General features: G+C 54.4%; 16 protein-coding genes. 11 read left to right on the top strand and 5 right to left on the bottom strand.

Annotation, left to right across the window (positions count from 1 at the left end; genetic code table 11):
- Positions 1-99: 99 nt before the first annotated feature.
- From DHN12_RS20935 to DHN12_RS20905, 7 genes are all read left to right on the top strand, one after another.
- The gene (locus DHN12_RS20935; RefSeq protein WP_058278339.1) at positions 100-486 is read left to right on the top strand and encodes a Fur family transcriptional regulator; all 387 of its coding nucleotides are present in this window, start codon (positions 100-102) and stop codon (positions 484-486) included.
- A 27-nt stretch (positions 487-513) separates the two neighbouring features.
- Positions 514-1158 (top strand): DUF2796 domain-containing protein, encoded by a 645-nt coding sequence (locus tag DHN12_RS20930; protein WP_058278340.1) that lies wholly within the window; start codon positions 514-516, stop codon positions 1156-1158.
- Entirely contained in the window at positions 1159-1857 is a 699-nt protein-coding gene (locus tag DHN12_RS20925) for an ABC transporter ATP-binding protein (RefSeq protein WP_058278341.1), read from the top strand.
- The gene (locus tag DHN12_RS20920; RefSeq protein ID WP_058278342.1) at positions 1854-3104 is read left to right on the top strand and encodes an ABC transporter permease; all 1251 of its coding nucleotides are present in this window, start codon (positions 1854-1856) and stop codon (positions 3102-3104) included. The genes DHN12_RS20925 and DHN12_RS20920 overlap by 4 nt, the downstream gene beginning before the upstream one ends.
- Before the next feature lie 239 nt (positions 3105-3343).
- Positions 3344-4579 carry a hypothetical protein gene (locus tag DHN12_RS20915; RefSeq protein ID WP_159090101.1) on the top strand — a complete coding sequence of 412 codons (1236 nt, stop codon included), beginning with the start codon at positions 3344-3346 and terminating at the stop codon, positions 4577-4579.
- A 4-nt stretch (positions 4580-4583) separates the two neighbouring features.
- Positions 4584-5123: a DUF3299 domain-containing protein gene (locus tag DHN12_RS20910; RefSeq protein ID WP_058278468.1), complete on the top strand. Its 540-nt coding sequence runs from the start codon at positions 4584-4586 to the stop codon at positions 5121-5123.
- Between the two features lie 171 nt (positions 5124-5294).
- Complete coding sequence (locus tag DHN12_RS20905) at positions 5295-6002, top strand: IS6 family transposase (protein ID WP_058278344.1); 708 nt, start codon at positions 5295-5297, stop codon at positions 6000-6002.
- A 136-nt stretch (positions 6003-6138) separates the two neighbouring features.
- On the opposite strand, the gene DHN12_RS25265 is transcribed toward DHN12_RS20905, so the two are convergent.
- Both DHN12_RS25265 and DHN12_RS20895 read right to left on the bottom strand, forming a co-directional pair.
- Positions 6139-6759, bottom strand: coding sequence for a class I SAM-dependent methyltransferase (locus DHN12_RS25265; protein ID WP_108861918.1), 621 nt, complete (start codon positions 6757-6759; stop codon positions 6139-6141).
- A gap of 224 nt (positions 6760-6983) precedes the next feature.
- Entirely contained in the window at positions 6984-8570 is a 1587-nt protein-coding gene (locus DHN12_RS20895; protein WP_234416720.1) for an alpha/beta-hydrolase family protein, read from the bottom strand.
- 409 nt (positions 8571-8979) lie between these two features.
- Here DHN12_RS20895 and DHN12_RS20890 point away from each other — a divergent pair, with 409 nt between their 5' ends.
- Positions 8980-9687: an IS6 family transposase gene (locus DHN12_RS20890; RefSeq protein ID WP_108861917.1), complete on the top strand. Its 708-nt coding sequence runs from the start codon at positions 8980-8982 to the stop codon at positions 9685-9687.
- A gap of 1003 nt (positions 9688-10690) precedes the next feature.
- Positions 10691-12325, top strand: a complete 1635-nt coding sequence (locus DHN12_RS20885) for an amidase family protein (protein WP_159090100.1) — start codon at positions 10691-10693, stop codon at positions 12323-12325.
- Between the two features lie 116 nt (positions 12326-12441).
- Here DHN12_RS20885 and DHN12_RS20880 read toward each other — a convergent pair whose 3' ends face one another.
- Positions 12442-12891 carry a MerR family transcriptional regulator gene (locus tag DHN12_RS20880; RefSeq protein WP_234416719.1) on the bottom strand — a complete coding sequence of 150 codons (450 nt, stop codon included), beginning with the start codon at positions 12889-12891 and terminating at the stop codon, positions 12442-12444.
- A gap of 31 nt (positions 12892-12922) precedes the next feature.
- Here DHN12_RS20880 and DHN12_RS20875 point away from each other — a divergent pair, with 31 nt between their 5' ends.
- Positions 12923-13246, top strand: a complete 324-nt coding sequence (locus DHN12_RS20875; RefSeq protein ID WP_108861915.1) for a hypothetical protein — start codon at positions 12923-12925, stop codon at positions 13244-13246.
- A gap of 4 nt (positions 13247-13250) precedes the next feature.
- Positions 13251-13469 carry a GDCCVxC domain-containing (seleno)protein gene (locus tag DHN12_RS24915; RefSeq protein ID WP_108861914.1) on the top strand — a complete coding sequence of 73 codons (219 nt, stop codon included), beginning with the start codon at positions 13251-13253 and terminating at the stop codon, positions 13467-13469.
- A 93-nt stretch (positions 13470-13562) separates the two neighbouring features.
- Here the strand turns inward: DHN12_RS24915 and DHN12_RS20865 are convergent, their stop codons facing one another.
- Positions 13563-15488, bottom strand: coding sequence for a DUF3604 domain-containing protein (locus DHN12_RS20865; protein WP_108861913.1), 1926 nt, complete (start codon positions 15486-15488; stop codon positions 13563-13565).
- Between the two features lie 436 nt (positions 15489-15924).
- Positions 15925-17046, bottom strand: a complete 1122-nt coding sequence (gene gntH / locus DHN12_RS20860) for a guanitoxin biosynthesis MBL fold metallo-hydrolase GntH (protein WP_234416717.1) — start codon at positions 17044-17046, stop codon at positions 15925-15927.
- Between the last annotated feature and the right edge of the window lie 159 nt (positions 17047-17205).

Below are 17205 nucleotides of genomic sequence, written 5' to 3'. Positions count from 1 at the left end.
TCAAATGCCCACTTTGATCGATTTTCGCCGACAATTATAGAGGCGCTTGGATGTTGTTACTTTATAAAGTAAAAACTACCGAACAAAGAGGCAAATCCCATGCGCAAACAGGCTGCAATCAGACAGGCAGACATTCTTGGCGTCCTGAGATCTTCGAAAGCACCTATGACGGCTTATCAAATTTTGGGTCGTTTGCAGAAGAACGAGCCGGATATTGCGCCACCAACTGTGTATCGCGCCTTGACTGCACTGACCGACCAGGGTCGGGCGCACAAACTTGAATCGCTCAAGGCTTTCGTGCCTTGCCGATGTGACCACGACAACAGCCTACCGGTCCTGACGATCTGCGATAATTGCGGGAAGGTCGAAGAGCACGATGGTGGATCACTTCTGTCGAAACTCACCGCTCTGATTTCGGCCAGCAAATTTGTGCCAGACCGCCACATCGTTGAACTCCACGGGGCCTGCAATACTTGCGCCGTTTAAGACAAATCCAATTCAAAAAGGTATGCCATGAAATATGCACTTCCCGCCTTAGTCGCCCTTACCACCGCTCCCGCCATCGCAGAAGATGCGCGCGAGTTGGATGCTCACGAACACGGTGTTGGCGAACTGAACATCGCGGTTGACGGCAGCACGATCGCGATGGAGCTCCATGCGCCGGGTGCGGACATTGTTGGCTTCGAATACGAGGCGACGGGCGCCGAAGATCGCGCTGCGATTGATGCCGCCGTAGCCATGCTGGCAAAACCGCTAGACCTTTTCGTTCTTCCCTCAGCGGCGGAGTGCAGCGTGACCCAGGCCAGCGCTGTGTTGGAAAGTGAAGAAGAACATTACGAGCACGACCACGAAGAGCATGCCGAAAGCGAGGCTCATGAGGGCCACGACGACGAGCATGGCCATGAAGACCACGCCGATGGCGAAAAGCATAACGATCACGACGACCATGCCGAAGCGGAAGCCAGCCACACTGAGTTTCACGCTGAATACGCACTGACCTGCGGAAATCCTGATGCGCTAACGGGGATCGAATTCGCTTATTTCGAGACTTTCGAGAACGCATTGGAATTGGAGGTGCAGATTGTGACGGCCTCGGGTGCGCAGGCATTCGAGATCGAGCGCGATGCACCGACGCTTGATTTGCGCGGCATGTTCTAATTGACGTCGCCTGAACTGATCCTTGATCTGAAGGACGTTCGTTTCCGATGGCCAGGACGGGCGTCTTTCGCGCTTTCGGTGCCGAATTTTTCAGTTCTGAGGGGCGAAGCCGTTCTTCTTCTGGGGGAAAGCGGATCAGGCAAATCCACGCTATTGTCTCTGATCTGCGGTACGGTCCACGCGGACGCCGGGATTGTGCGCGTTGCGGGTACCGATGTGTCTGACTATTCGGGCGGACAGCGCGACCGGTTTCGCGCCGAACAGATCGGAGTGATATTCCAGCAATTCAACCTGCTGCCTTTCGGCTCCGTCCTAGACAATGTCCTTTTACCGCTGCGCTTTGCCCCGGCGCGCCGTGGTCGGGTAGAAAACGGGCCCGATGAGGCACGAGGTCTTTGCGCCGCTTTGGGTCTGCCAGATCTTTTGGCCACGAAAGCCTCCACCCTCAGCGTCGGTCAGCAACAGCGCGTTGCAGTTGCGCGTGCCATGATAGGCCGGCCCCCGATCATCATTGCTGACGAACCCACATCTGCACTTGATGCCACCAGTCAATCGGCATTCCTTGACCTTCTTTTCGCCCAAGTGCGGGCCCATGGGACGACGCTTCTAATGGTCAGTCACGATCCCCGCCTTGGGGGCCGCTTCGACCGGGTGATCGCCATGGAAGACATCGCGCGCATAGAAAGGCAGGCGGCATGATCCTGCGGCTGGCAATCGGGTCGCTGAGCGCAAGGGCGCTGACGGTGGCTATGACGGTTCTGGCAATTGCGCTGTCGGTGGCCCTGTTCCTTGGCGTCGAAAAGGTGCGCACCGGGGCCAAGGCCAGCTTTTCCGACACGATCTCGGGCACCGACCTGATTGTTGGCGCGCGGTCGGGCTCGGTGCAGCTTTTGCTGTACTCGGTTTTCCGCATCGGCAACGCCACGAACAATGTCACATGGGAAAGCTATCGGGACATTGCCTCGCGACCCGAAGTGGACTGGATCGTCCCAATCTCGCTTGGTGACAGTCATCGCCAGTTCCGGGTCATGGGCACCACCGTCGACTTCTTCGAGCGCTACAAGTACCGGCAAGGGCGGAGGCTTGAAGTGGCTTATGGCGCGCTGATGTCTGATCTTTTCGACACAGTGATCGGCGCGGACGTTGCCACATCGCTTGGCTATGACGTCGGCGATCCGATCGTTGTGGCGCATGGCATCGCGTCTTTCAGCGAACACAAGGATCAGCCGTTTCGGGTCTCCGGCATTCTTGACAAGACCGGCACACCGGTCGATCGCACAGTCATCGTCAGCCTAGAGGCCATTGAGGCGATTCATGTGGATTGGCAGAACGGCGCACAAGTGCCCGGTCAATCCACGCCCGCCGATGTGATCCGGCAGATGGAGCTGACGCCCAAGGCGGTCACGGCGGCCCTGATCGGCGTCGAAAGCCCATTGCAGATCTTTGCCCTTCAACGCGCGATAAATGAATACCCGGAGGAGCCGCTTCTGGCCGTCCTGCCAGGTGTCGCCCTTCAAGAACTCTGGGGCATTGTCGGGGTTGCAGAAACCGCTTTGTTGGGTGTGTCGGCTATGGTTGTGGTCACAGCCTTGATCGGCATGATGGCGACAATTTTTTCAAGTCTGAATGAACGCCGCCGCGAAATGGCGATCTTTCGGGCCATGGGCGCGCGACCCGCAACGATCATGGGTCTTTTAGTGTTGGAGGCGGTTCTGACCGCTGCTGTTGGTGCGCTCCTTGGTGTATTATTCCTTTACCTCGGTTTGACCGTCGCGCAACCGATGATCGACAGCGCGTTTGGCCTATGGTTGCCCATAGAAGCACCCAGCATTAGGGAACTTTGGGTCTTGCTTGGCGTGGTGGCCGCTGGCGCAATTGTGAGTATGGTTCCGGCTTTCAGAGCCTATCGCTTGTCACTGGCCGATGGTATGATGGTGAAAACATGAGACAGATTGATCATACTCTCTTTGTGAGACACGCGGTCCTGGCCGAGCGATGAACTCTGGGATGCCAAGATCATGCGAACCCAGCTGCAATCGAAAGTGCTCCCTTAAACCGGTTACAAGCTAACGGCAGAGCGGATGGATCCTTACAGTGGTAAAGCCTGGTCCTTGTATTCCGGGCTGCAAAAGCCTGTATTCGGTCGATCCCCTCAATCATATTTGAAAAGAGAATATGCGTCCCTTTGTGCACCATTATTGTTCCTGTACCTGAAAAACACTCCTGTGTACTCTTGAGCGGCAATCCGAGCGAGGATCATTTAATGTTTTCGAGTACCTGTTCCGAGAAGGCTCCCAGATTGACCAGCAATACCATCACAGTTTCGGTCAGCCAGCTTGTGCGGATGGCAGCTGCCTTTATAATTACGGTGACGATTTCGATCGGCTCGGTAGCGGCCTGCGGTTTTGACCTCGTCAAGCCCGAGCGATCCTCAATCGACTGGATTGTCGACGCCGAAAAGCTGGTCATCGCGCGACCGAGAGCCGACAACGCATTCGCTTATGGGGTGTCCGAGTTACTTGTCGGCTCGACATCAGACATCGAGCTTCCCGGCCTCGTAAGCAGCACGGTCCGGCGTCAATTGGCGCTTAATCTGGAAGACGGCATTCTTTTTGCGCATGTGTCGGGAATTGACGATGGCATTGCAGGAAGCGGCTGGAGGATCGTGGCTCAAGTCGACAATGTATTCAGACCGGTACTGAACACCGCTCTTGCCCACAGAAAAGAATGGCGTGCTGGATACGAACAATCCCGGCAAGATTTCGTGGACGGCCTTCAAGGCAATAGTGATCCTAATATAAGGGCTCTCGTGATCTCCGAGTTTGACAAGATGCCGTATGAGAGGCTGCGAACGATGGATATTCGCATACCGCCTCAAGAATTGCTCAAAGAGCTATGGACTAAGCAAGGCTACCCCTATCAGGCCATCCGCGTGTTGCTGCTCGGGTTGAGCGACGACTACGCGGCGCGCGAGGAGGTCCATGCCTTCATCGATCGCGCCGAAGACTGGGATTGGGCGAATAATCTAGGCGCTTTCTCCGCAGCGCTGGTGGAGCTGGATGGTGCCAAAGGTGCACAGAAACTTGCAGATCGTCTACTTTTGGACCCGTCGCAGCCGCTCCAAAAGCTGGAAGAGGTGATCATGGCCTTTGCGGCGATAAACAAGTTGGCCGAGCCAGACGTGCAAACGGCCATAGGACTTGCTATCAGCGATTTCGTCGCCTTGCGTCCCGGTGCGGGCGAGATCGTGGCGCGGCAATTCGCAGCCGTGTCCGACTGGTCTCAGGCAGCGACACTCCAAACACTTGTTCGCCAACGGTCTATTTCGGGTCTGACAGGCGTGCTGACAGTGTCCGTATATTTGGCGCAAGCCCGAGAAGCGAACTTGTCAGCGGGAGTGGGGGGTCAGCCAGATGGATAACTGCATGCCCAGAAGCGAACGTGCGAACGCAGACATAAAAAATCCATTGCTCCGACGCGACGTCTTGCTCGGTCTGACCGCGGCTATCGCGGTACCAAGGGCTTCCTTTGCCAACGCTGATGAGATCATAAATCTGAATTGGGAGGACCTTCTCCCCAAAGGAGAAAGTCCGCTACCTGAGCAATTGCGCGGTCTCGTGCAACACGAAGCCGCACCTCTTGTGACTCAGCAGCCTCAATCATCTGGTCTACGATCCGATTGGAATGGCAAAATCGTTCGACTGCCCGGATACGTCGTTCCGCTCGAATTCGATGGTGCGGCCGTCACTACATTTATTCTGGTTCCATTCGTCGGCGCATGTGTGCATGTGCCACCGCCACCAGCAAATCAATTGGTTTTGGTCACAACAGGCGAGCCTTACGCTAGTAAGGGATTGTTTGAGCCCGTGAGTGTCACCGGAACGTTTGGAACAGCAGCAGAATCGACCCAACTGGCCGAGATCGGTTACTCCCTTTCTGCCGAGAAGATTGAGCCGTACCCATAGTAGGCATTGCTGACAACACATTTCTTTGCTGAAGCATTAGCATGCTTTAGCCAATCTACTCTAAACGCCCGCAATGCGAGGGCGGTTTCAATGGGTCGACGCAACACTTTAGTCGGTCTTGTCAGAAGAACTTGGCTTCAGGCGGGCAGGGCGGTTGCATAGCTTTTGCCCATGACCAGCCCTGTCTCTTTCAAGTACTTCAAAACCAGTCCTGAGATTATCCGCCTTGCGGTGATGCTGTACATCCGTTTTCCACTCTCGCTTCGGAATGTCGAAGATCTGCTGCATGAGCGCGGCATCGACGTGAGCCACGAAACTGTCCGATATTGGTGGAACAGGTTTGGCCCTATGTTTGCTGCTGAGATCAGACGGAAGCGTATTCAGCAGCTGCGCGCATTCTCTAAATGGAAGTGGCACGTGGACGAGGTTTTCGTAAAGGTGAATGGCAAGAGACACTACCTCTGGCGGGCCGTCGATCATGAGGGCGAAGTGCTGGAAGCAATCGTTGCCAAACGTCGAAACAAGCAAGCGGCATTGAAATTCCTCAGGAAATTGATGAAGCGACACGGTAAAGCTAAAGAGGTAGTCACCGATCGCTTTGCGTCGTATCGGGCTGCTCTCAGAGAGCTCGGCGCTACCGAAAAACAGCAGACGGGCAGGTGGCTCAATAACCGCGTCGAGAATTCGCACCTTCCTTTTCTACGACGTGAACGCGCGATGCAGCGTTTCAGGCGCATGCGAAGTTTACAGAAATTCGCCTCCGTCCATTCCTCTGTCTACAACCACTTCAACCAGGAAAGATCGCTCACCAGCCGGGACACCTTCAAGCTGACCCGCGCCGCCGCTCTTAGCGAGTGGCATCAACTCTGTTCCGGATAGGTTCGCGGTTTCCGCGGCAAACTGAGACTGGTTCGAATTAGTCTGACAGCACCCGGCCGCCGGATGAGTAAAGTTGCACCGAAGGCATGAGCAAGGCCATTGGATGTCACAGTCGTGCCGAAGCGCATTAGCAGCGCTACTGGCCCACGCGTAACAAGCTGAATTGGAAGGACTGAGAGCTTCCCCAGGGAGTATGGTGTGTGTGCTTCCGATGCGTGACCAGGGAAATACGATCGCCTAATACCTCGCATAGCTCCTCTGGATCATAGCGAACGATTGGCAAACCGCTGCACTTCTCCGGACCGTCGAGCGCAAACGTTGCGATAATCGCATGGCTACCTGGGAGAAGGCAGCGGTACAACTGGTCCCGGTAGGCGGAACGGTCGTCCGCATCGACAAGGAAATGAAATACGGCGCGATCGTGCCATAGATCATAGCTTCTCTCCGGGCTCCAGGTTGTGACATCGGCTGCGATCCATTCAATCTGCTCGCCTACGGCGCSAAGTTGTCCACGAGATCGATCAAGCGCAGCTTTGGATACATCGAGCACAGAAACGTCGCTYAGTCCTCTTTCGATCAGGCGTTCTGCGAAGCGTGAAGTGCCTCCGCCTATGTCTATCACRGAGGAGGCATTATCGACGCCGACCAMGTCGCAGAGCTCCAACGAGATCGAGGGATCATCCTGATGCCAACTCAGCTGGGTATCGTCTTTCTCGCGGTAGGCCTCCTCCCAGTGGCTCACTCTCTCGTCTGCCATGGTGTCTCCACTAAATCCCGTCAGGTGGTGATCATGTATCTTTAGGTCAATGACTGCAATGTCCTCAGAGCAGACGATCAGTCAAATTTGTCGAGTGTCCGCTCTGAGCCCAAAGCAGACTCTCGCCTTGTGCGCCGCTTCTCAGGAATGCGGATTAATCTCTCAGCTTCTAGCGACGGCTTGTGCCGAGTTCGCCAGACAGATTAAGGAACACCAACACTGGCTCACCGGTTCTGGCATCCAAGCTGGTACCCGATATCGCAATGCGCTTTCAGCCGTTTGGTGTCAGTAGCATTCCAGTCCGCTGGTGCCGTGACCTCGACCCAGGGCGAGATGTAATCCTGCGCAAAATAGGCGTGGCCATGTCCTGGTGGCGTGCCAAAAGATAACGCCATGTCGAGGGCCAACTGAAACTGCGTGACTACCGGGATGAAGACGAGATGCTTTGAAACATCTTCAGCTGGAGGTTCGTTCATCCAGGGCGGTGCCCGCCAAAGCGAACTCGGATCGTAGAAGACGATCGGATCGCTGGAATACTGCAGGAATACGATCCGCATCTCCCCCCAGTCCGCGATAGCTTGAGAGGCATCCGAGAAGTGCGACGCAAATCGGACGAACGATCCGTCCCCAATGATAGGGAGCACCCATGGACTGCTAGGTTCGCGCGCGTTCTGCGCTTGCTGCCAGAACCGTGACGGAAACGGCGGACCTGTCCAAAAAGCCCCATCGATCGGGTCGTCGGCAAGGCGGAAGAGGTTTGTGGCGTACATCGACGACCAGGCACCAAGGCTCAGACCGTGCACGTAAAATCTTGGGCGGCGATCCTTTGGCAGCGTCCGCCAATAGGAGTGCACCACGTCGAGAAGCGCGGTCGCTTGATTAAGGCCGGTCCGGGTTTCTAGAACCAGTGCCAGAGGCGATTGTAGATAGGAATACTGGGCGCTTACCGTCGCGATGTCGCCATTGTGCATGTATTCCACCGGATCGTGAGAACCCGGGTCCATCCAACCGGTTCCTGTGGGGCTAGTAACGATCAGAACTTCCCGATCAAAAGCCCTCAGCCGTATTAGCTCGGCAAGTGCCAGTTCGGCCCGCTCTTGCGGTGACTCGCCGTTTGCCCGGCCGACATAGACCCGTATAGGGTCCAGCGCTGGTTTGCCTGTGAAAGCGGAAATCGCGTCGGCGTCCGGGCCATCCAGGACGAAATCTCGGCCGGGTTGACCCATCGCGGCCCAGTCAATCAGAGACGCTTCGGAACCGGCCTGATCCGGACTTTCGGGCAGGTCAGGCGCGATATCAAAAAGCATCTGAGCAGCCTCGAAGCTTTCATCGAGGCCCGTGACCACCCGGTCGAAAATGCCGTCGCGAGTGACGACGAAGAGCAGCAGGGCGACCGTCACAACGCCCAGAACATTGGCTCGGCGCGGCGGCATGAAGCGATAGAAGCGGTCCCTGACCCATCGGAACAGGGCCGCCACGAGCGCGCCGATCAGAAAAAAGAGCGCAAAGGTTCCGGTCCCTGCCAAGAGGATCTGCGCCAGGTGCTTTGCATCTGCAAGCTCCATCCCCATTTTTGCGCGTAGCTCATTCTGCCATTCAAAGCTGAAGGTCAGCGTCCATATTGAAAATCCGGCAACAAGAGCCGCAAAGACAATGTTGCCGACAAGCGCTAGACGTCCGCGCATGCGCGGCAGATCAGCGGCCTGCCAAATCAGTTCGAGCACACGCCCCAGAAGATAGCCAAGCGCCACCAAGATCCCGCCTAATAATCCCTGAACCATCGGCTCGCGTGGAATGAGGGAGGGGGTCAACGAGGCCGCAAAAAACAGAAGACCCAAAAGTAGGCACGGGAGGGATACTCCGGCAATCAGTGGTCTTATCCACCGCACATTCGTTCCTCCACGAACTAGGAAAACTCAACCAGCTTAGTGAAACGCAGCGCGATGGACCATGCTTAATACGCAAGTTCTGGGGTATCGCAAGCACCAGAGCTTTTGCGGTCCCTCTCCCTGAGGAGGCACATAATGTGTGAAACGGACATGTCCGCTTTGGGCTAACCGCGGTCATTACCTGCTCATGATGCAATAAGCGTTTGTCGGCATAGCAGCCGTTCGTCAGATCGGATCGCATGACAGCGCCGCGCCCGAAGCGGATACTTCAAGCGGTCTTGTCAGAAGAACTTTGCTTGAGCGGGGCAGGGCAGTTGCGTAGCTTTTGCCCATGACCAGACCTGCCTCATTCAAATACTTTAAAACCAGTCCCGAGATCATCCGCCTTGCGGTGATGCTGTACATCCGTTTCCCGCTCTCGCTTCGGAATGTCGAAGATCTGCTGCACGAGAGAGGCATCGACGTGAGCCACGAAACTATCCGATATTGGTGGAACAGGTTTGGCCCGATGTTTGCATCAGAGATCCGAAGAAAACGGGTTCAGCAACTCCGAGCCTTTTCAAAATCGAAGTGGCACGTTGACGAGGTTTTCGTGAAGGTGAGTGGCAAGCGGCATTATCTTTGGCGAGCCGTTGATTATGAAGGCGAGGTGCTGGAAGCCATTGTCACCAAACGCCGAAACAAGCAGGCTGCACTGAAATTCCTCAGGAAATTGATGAAGCGGCACGGAGAAGCGGAAAACGTCGTCACGGATCGCTTCGCCTCATACAGAGCCGCGCTCAGAGAGCTTGGCGCTACCGAAAAACAAAGGACGGGCAGGTGGCTCAACAACCGCGACGAGAACTCGCACCTGCCGTTTCGACGAAGAGAACGGGCCATGCTGCGTTTCAGGCGTATGCGAAGCTTGCAGAAATTCGCCTCCGTCCATTCCTCCGTTTACAACCACTTCAACCAGGAAAGATCGCTAGCCAGTCGAGACACCTTCAAGCTGACCCGCGCCGCCGCTCTTAGTGAGTGGCGTCAACTCTGTTCCGGATAGGTTCGCGGTTTCCGCGGTAAACTGAGACTGGTTCGAATTAGTCTGACAGCACCATTCGATTTACACGAGACACTCTTGCGTGCTTTGCGTTTGCTGCGACCATTGGCTTGCCCGAAGTTACAGCCGCTGAAATTTACGATGCGTCTACTTTCCAGCCATCGCCGTTCATTTGCCCTTCGGATCACTCGACCAATCTAACTGTTTCTCTTGAGTTGCAGCCGGGCGCAGAGAAAGTTCGCCTTAGTATTCCACGCGGGTACTTTGATCCACGACTTAAGTTCCGAGACAACACTACGCGAAGAGGTCAGGTTCTGCGGATTCACGGTGAAAGCTTCACGCCTTGGCCACCTGAGCTTCTACCAAAATGTCAGGAAGGGCCTTATGTTGGTATTCTGTTGACGGACTACAGGCCGATGAACTCTGTCGCTGAGCATTTCGCCAAGCGCATTCGAGGATACAGAGTAACTGATGTACCCGAGTTTTACGCCGTCGAGTCGATACTTGGGCTGGAAACACTGGTTTCAGATGCTCCACCCTTCAGAGATCCAGAAACCAGCGTCTCCAGTGATACAGACCTGCATATTTCCCGCGACTCCAGCGGTCAAATCACCGACGTGATAACGTGTAAAAAGCCCGGATCAGTACCTTATCCGGGCTGTCAGCATTATATGGAATCATCATGGGTCGACTTAAAAATCCATTATTCCCTAGACCTTCTTGCGCACTGGCAAGACATGTCGCGCAATGCACGAGCGTTTGTGTCCTGCATAACCTCAAATTCCTCATAGAAGGATTCCTGTGAAGGTCCGTTTTGTCCGTAAAGCGGATGCTCATGCCGAGTGCAGTGAATGACCGCTATAAGCCCTAAGCCGCCGTTGCATTTTGGGGTCATGCCAGACTTGACACCGCGAAGCAGACCTTCGTCACGGAGAGATTCACTGACTCGAGGCTAAGCAAGATATTCGACCAAATCGCCACCTGAAACGCGCTCTGTATTTGTCGGTTGCTATCCCAAAATAGAGGCTACCAAGCTGCAAACTTGTCGACGTTTCGAGCAGATGCTCCAAGTATTAAAAAATGTAAAGATACAAAGCATCTAAAAGTGCAAGGAGCGATCCTAATGGTTGGACAAACTCGTAGATCTTTTTTGAAGGGGTCCGCTGCCGCGGCGTCTGTTATTGGTATGCGGCCAGTTGCAGCGCTCGCACAAACGCGTCGCATGGACGAACTGATCGACGAAGATGCGACGGGGCTCGCGGAGCGTTTGCGCGCTCGTGAGTTTACTCAAGCAGAACTGGTCGAGACGTTCATCCGCAGGATCGAAGTCATGAACCCAGCGCTGAATTTCATGACAAACTCGGCCTTCGACCGAGCCCGCTTGAAGGCTAACACAATCCCGCTTGATGCTCCCTTCGCCGGTGTTCCAATCCTGATGAAGGACATGATCGACATCGGTGGTTTGCCCCGTACGGACGAGTCACGGTTCATGTTGAGTAACGTTCCAGAGCGGAACGTAGAATATGTTGACGGTGTCGAAGCCGCTGGGTTCAACATACTTGGGCAAACCAACGTGCCTGAATTGGCAAGTTTCATCATAACAAACAATGATGTCTTTGGGGCCACCAAAAACCCGTGGAACCTGGGTTATTCGGTTTTCTCTTCCAGTGGTGGATCTGCTGTCGCGGTTGCGGCCGGGGTTGTTCCGATGGCGCATGGAACAGACGGCGCAGGGTCCAATCGGCTTCCTCCTTCAGCGACTGGCATTTTCGGCATGAAACCGAGCCGCAGGCGTATGCGGTCCGGTGAAGCGAATGGCACACACGATGTCGCAAAAACAAACCAAATGCTGAGCCGCACGGTCCGCGATAGCGCACTTGCGTTTTCTCTTACGGAATCTCTTTCAGGCGATCCATTCCCGCCAGTGGGCTTCGTCTCAGGGCCGTCAGGCCGACGGCTGAAAGTCGGGCTGGTTGTTGACGATGGTAAATTGATAACAACGGACCCGGAGGTTTTGGAAGCTCAGCGCAAGGTGGCGCTCCTGATGCAAAACCTTGGTCATGAAGTGGAAGAAACACCCTGGCCCGTCGACGCAAATGTAATGGCTAACGCTTATTCAAATTTCTTTGGTGGCAAGCTCGGCGCCCTAAAATCAGCAGTCGAGGGGGCCACTGGAAAATCGGTCATGGAGTCGGGTCTGCTGACGCGGTTTCTGGCGTCCAATATCGAGGCATCATTAGAAATATCGCCCGAAGAAATCGCGGAAGGCCGTGCATTCCTCGACAATCTGGTGCCCTTGTTCGCTGATGTTTTCCAAAAATATGACGTTCTTCTGGCACCTGTCGCCCCCGTGGTAGCTCCGCCCTTGTATGAGCATACCCCGGACGAGTTGTTTTCTTATGAATTATCTCAATATGTTGCCGCGCGCTTGAAATTCACATCGCCAATCAACTTCGCTGGATGCCCAGCCATGTCCGTGCCGCTCTCTTGGAGTGCAGACTTGGGTATTCCGATAGGTTCACACTTCATCGCAGCAGAAGGGCAAGACCGCCTCCTATATGAACTGGCCTATGAACTGGAGGAGGCGCGCCCCTGGAGAAACATCTGGTCGCCGTTTTCATTAAAATACGTGCCTGTCTAATTCCGCATCACTTAGTTTCAGGAGCGGACATTCGCGCTTTAGATACCTACGGCGACTTCGTCCGCAGTGCGGTTAATCACGACAATTCGACGAACGACCGCACCGAGCCCAAAGTTTCACCAGTCGGTACGCAGTTTTGAGAGCATGGGGCAAGAGACATTCCCGCTGTCGCAGTTGGCCGTGAGTTCGTTCAAGGCGGCTTCCAAGCGCCTAAGTTCGGCTATTTTCGTGCGGACATTTAAGATATGAAGCTCAGCTAGCTCTTTCACGGATCGGCAATCCTCTCCGTCGCCTTCGGACAGGCTGAGAAGCGTCTTTGTATCGGCGAGTGGAAAGCCCAAATCACGGCATTTTTTCAGGAAACGAAGCCTTCCAACATCGTGCGCGGAGTACATCCGCCGGTTATTAGTTGCCCGCTCTGGTTTGGGCACGATCCCTTCGCGTTCATAGTAGCGGATCGTTTCAATGCCGACACCGCTTTGCCGGGATGCTTCCCAATCGCAAACATGTGAGTTTTCGCTTCTTGATCCTGTAGCGATTACAGAAGTTATACGAGAGGCTGACACTTCGACAACTCCAACTAATCAAGGGAATGAGATGCAGAAGTACCTTAGCCTTAGTTATCTGGGATCACTGTCAGCGCTTGGCGTCGCGACTTGCTGTGTATTGCCCATGACAATGATGTTGCTGGGACTAGGGGGCAGTTGGCTGGCCATCTTCGGAAAGATCGCGGCGGCAAGCTACTACGTATTGGCGATTTCGACGGCGCTTGTCGCGATATCGTGGCTTGTATCTTATCAGCGCGGTTCCCTACCAAAGTTGAAATGGTGGCTTTCAGGGACGACGGCAATCACAGGCTTGGCTTGGGTCGTCGTCTTTAATGAGGCCCGGATCAATGATTACCTGATAATGCAGATGTGAGACTATGACAGAACAAACCGTAGTGCTTGAAAGCACCCTGACTTGCCCGAAATGCGGTCACAGCGAAACCGAAATAATGCCGACGGATGCTTGCCAGTGGTTCTATGAATGCAAGTCTTGCACAACGGTCTTGAAGCCGTTGGAAGGGGACTGTTGTGTCTACTGCTCCTATGCCACGGTGCCTTGCCCGCCGATCCAGAATGGCGATAGTTGTTGCGGATGACGAAGTCAGCTTTGTCCGCTGAGCAGTCATTTCACGAATGACCGCATTGAGCCCAAAGCGGTCAGTCAAAAAGCAAGAATAACGGGCATTCTACTAATTATTTGGCGAATACCAGATCGGTGACGTATACGCGCGCTCTTGTCCGATCAACGTCGCTTCTTCGGGAATGTCAGCGCCTAGACGCACTTTGTCATAAACGACCCAGCGTGGCGTCGGGATTTCAATTACGCGCGCGTAGTAAAACGCGTGTTCGGAGGCATCAAAGTCTGGGTCTGCCCAGACCGTTCCCAGCTCTGAAGCGCCAATGGTGTTGACATAGTTTGCCGCTTCCAGATCGACCGTATTGCCTACTGCTGGCAGTTTCCCGTCAGCACCCAGTTCACGGTCATCCGACCACGCCACATCATAGACTTTTTCCGACAAGTTCCCGCCGCTGTCCATCCAGCCTTTGACGATCTGGATGCGATCAAGATTTGCTCCGATGGGATCGCGTAGAGCATAGACCATGAAAGTTGGCGCATTAGACGTTGCCGCTCGCAGATCACCACCCATCGGAACACCCTTTTCGTATCCAATAAAGGCTGGAGCGCGAGACCTCATGTCATCCTCGTCGAACTCCCATCCCCCAAAGAACCGCACGGCCATGCGCGGACCCGTTGTGGCATAAACCTCGCGGCGCACCATGGCATCCCATAGACTGGCGCGCGTGTTCTCTTCGGCCCACACACCTGTGTAGCCTGACGCCACCAATGACCAACCGGGAAAAGTACCATTTTCTGTTTCGGTGAACGGATGCGATGCGCGGGTCAATGATGGTTCGGCATTTGTTGCTTTACCAAAGTAATTGTCGCTGTCAGCGGTTGCCAGCGATGTATGGCTGTCGGTAGCGCCGGACAAGCCAAATTTGTATGGGTTTACGCCCGTGCGCGCCTCGATAGCGAACCCCTGCTTTAGCGCCTCGCGCGCATATTCGCCTGCAAGCATATCTGGCGTTTTGGCTTCAGTTAGATCGAGGTTGCCCGCATCCCAAGTTTCGTAATTCGCAAACTCGTCATCGGGACTAAGTGCGGGGTGCGCCTCGCCGTCTCCCTTGATCTGGGTGATTTCGTACAGCGGTTCCCATCTCATCCGTGCCATTGCATAGGCTTCGTCCACGGGTTCGCCATTGTAACGTGTTTCAGATGGGAACATGATGCCGTTTGACAGGTTTCCATTGTGCGCGAGTGCAAAAGCTTGTCCACCCGTATCGGCCTCATAAGCCTCCAACCATTTATACAAGTCCATCGGGTCTGTAGAGCCGATGGGCGCCTGCGTCGTCATAGGTTGGACCTGTTTTACCCGGTCTGCATTGTCACGAAAAATGATATTGCGGTGCATGTTGTTGCCCCGGATCAGCGACGTCCACTCAAAGCCGTGGAAAGCTGTGAAGTCTCCCGGATCGTTGAACGATTCCACGGTAGCGATCATGTCTTCCCAGACCGAGGCATAGATGGGCGATCCGGGAGAATAATCTGCGATCAAATCCGGATCCATGTTCCCTTGAGAGAACGTAGTGATCAGGTCCAGAGCTGCTGCAGCAGACGCCTCACCGCCTTCTTGCAGACCTTTTGCCCAGCGGGAGCCCTGTTCTGACTCCGTGATGTTGGGAGAACCTTTAGCCAAGTCGGTGATCATGCCCATTCCATCAGAGTGTTCCGTTGTYACGATCCAGTCTAGCGRTCGCGCCAGCTTAACACGCTGCCCTGTGGCCGAGACGACCTCTTCGCCTCGCGCAAACCGAAGCATTGTGTCCAGATCGGTCGTGTTCCCGAAAAGACCGGCGTCCATGGAAAGACCCGTGTGAATATGAGTGTCGCCCCAAAATACACGCGATGGAAAGCTGCGTTGAGCATTGGGTGAATAGGCTTTGCCGGGGTAAAGGTCTTGAAGGGACTGTTCAGAGGGTAAGAACTGCGCGTTGGCTGCGCTCGAAACTACAAATATGGAAGAGAACAAAGCGGAATTTAGGTACCTGAGCATAATAAGCCTCCCAAGACTTGCTGAAATCAAAACGCGTTTCTTCACGAAAGCCGCACATTCAGACCTGATGATAATACGTCATTATTTCCATGTCTTCGAAATTCCGCTTTGTCCGCAGAGTTGCCGTTCAAGCAAGTTGCAGCGAAAGACCGCTCTGCGGACTTTGCTGCCTTTTGCCCGTGCAGCTAATGCCTTCGCAGAAAACCTTCGCGTTTGCGGTAGCGATCATTCGGCGGCGCAGCAGATTTCCCCAGACCGGTCGTTTAAAAATCCGACTACCGCTGAATCCAAACCGACCATTCGCCGCGATCAGGCCCAGAAATCGAGGAGTAGACAACGCGAACTCGTTCCGAGCATCGACAAAAGGAATTCACTTCAAGTATGTGGGGTTTGCCGATCTCTCAAACCCAATTTGGCAAGAATTGCTTCTCGCCGATTAATCCTGGCTAAGGTCGAGGCGGCCTGCGTTGAGCCAATCTGACAATTCTGTTCGTTCGCTTGGGTCAGGAGGTCCGGCGGGTGTCGGGGGGTCAACTGGCAACGGATTGTCTGATCCTATTACTTCTCTAACGGTTACTGACTTTGCCGAAATGTTCCAGACGAGCATATCCTGAGCCAATGTGAGCGGCCCGTCATAGGTCATTCTAATTGCCGCGATTGTATCTGGGGCAATGTCGAAATCGGCAAAAGTATGATAGGCAATCGCGTGTCGCGGCTCGATTGTCGAGAATAACTTGCCGCATGCATCCGGTGGCGTGTGAATTACCGTTGCAATCAAACGGGCACGTTCGGGATCATAGTTCTTTATATCAATAAACTGTTGTACCGTAAGGTAACATTCGTGGATGACGAGATCAGCCTCTTTGGCGTTCTCTACGAACCATATGTTTGGGTTGGTGTCACCCGAATAGACAAACTTAAGCCCGTTCCATTCCAAGCTATAAGACACAGAACCGTCAATGCCGTGTATCGCGGGCCAAGAACGTATAACCACACCGTCGTTCTCATAAACCACCTGCGTCTTCGAATAGTCGAACTCAGTCACCTTCAGATGCCCGCCTGCCGAGGGCATGTTCCCGCGACGACCTGCGACGTCCCACGCCAGCATTTTTTGAAGTCCGTCCATTGCCGCTGCGGTTCCGTACTCCGGTTCCAATCCACTTGGCCCCCAGACCTGTAAAGGTACTGTCCGGTTGGAAACCCATCCGCCGACAAAAAGCGCATCCAGGTCTCCGATATGATCTACATGCAGATGGCTGATGAACACTTTGTCGAGATACGTGTACGGAATCTCCAAGGCTGCCAAATTAGCTAGCGAACCAGTCCCGACATCGAATAGAAATTTGTCACCGTTTCCAAGTTCGACCAACCATGATGCTGACGCCTGGGAGTGTCGAAAATTGGGTGTTCCAGTGCCCAGCGAGACAACGCGCATCTCCGCTTCACCAAGTGGTTCAGTATTCGGATAATAGAACTTTCGTGTTTCCGACGCACTATCGGCAGCCGCTGTGGAGCATATCGAAGCAAAAGCCAGAACGAGAGTTGATATCAGATTCAATCGCACACGTAGTCCCCCCAAAAACCTTCTTGTTTCAACAGGGATACTACGAAATGCCTTCAGTCCAAAATCGAACGCCCGCCTTTGGTCTCGGAGCGGACGCACGGAGGAGCTTTGCGTGTGACAACAATGCGTGCAAAATCAACGTTTCAATCAGTT

This window comes from Ruegeria sp. Alg231-54 (assembly GCF_900143525.1).
Classification (GTDB): Bacteria; Pseudomonadota; Alphaproteobacteria; order Rhodobacterales; family Rhodobacteraceae; genus Ruegeria.
This window is presented reverse-complemented; position numbering and strand designations above follow the sequence as displayed.

Coding starts and splice junctions, on each gene's coding strand:
- DHN12_RS20930 (WP_058278340.1), top strand. CDS start 514: ATGAAATATGCACTTCCCGCCTTAGTCGCCCTTACCACCGCTCCCGCC.
- DHN12_RS20910 (WP_058278468.1), top strand. CDS start 4,584: ATGCCCAGAAGCGAACGTGCGAACGCAGACATAAAAAATCCATTGCTC.
- DHN12_RS20920 (WP_058278342.1), top strand. CDS start 1,854: ATGATCCTGCGGCTGGCAATCGGGTCGCTGAGCGCAAGGGCGCTGACG.
- DHN12_RS20890 (WP_108861917.1), top strand. CDS start 8,980: ATGACCAGACCTGCCTCATTCAAATACTTTAAAACCAGTCCCGAGATC.
- DHN12_RS24915 (WP_108861914.1), top strand. CDS start 13,251: ATGACAGAACAAACCGTAGTGCTTGAAAGCACCCTGACTTGCCCGAAA.
- DHN12_RS20905 (WP_058278344.1), top strand. CDS start 5,295: ATGACCAGCCCTGTCTCTTTCAAGTACTTCAAAACCAGTCCTGAGATT.
- DHN12_RS20875 (WP_108861915.1), top strand. CDS start 12,923: ATGCAGAAGTACCTTAGCCTTAGTTATCTGGGATCACTGTCAGCGCTT.
- DHN12_RS20935 (WP_058278339.1), top strand. CDS start 100: ATGCGCAAACAGGCTGCAATCAGACAGGCAGACATTCTTGGCGTCCTG.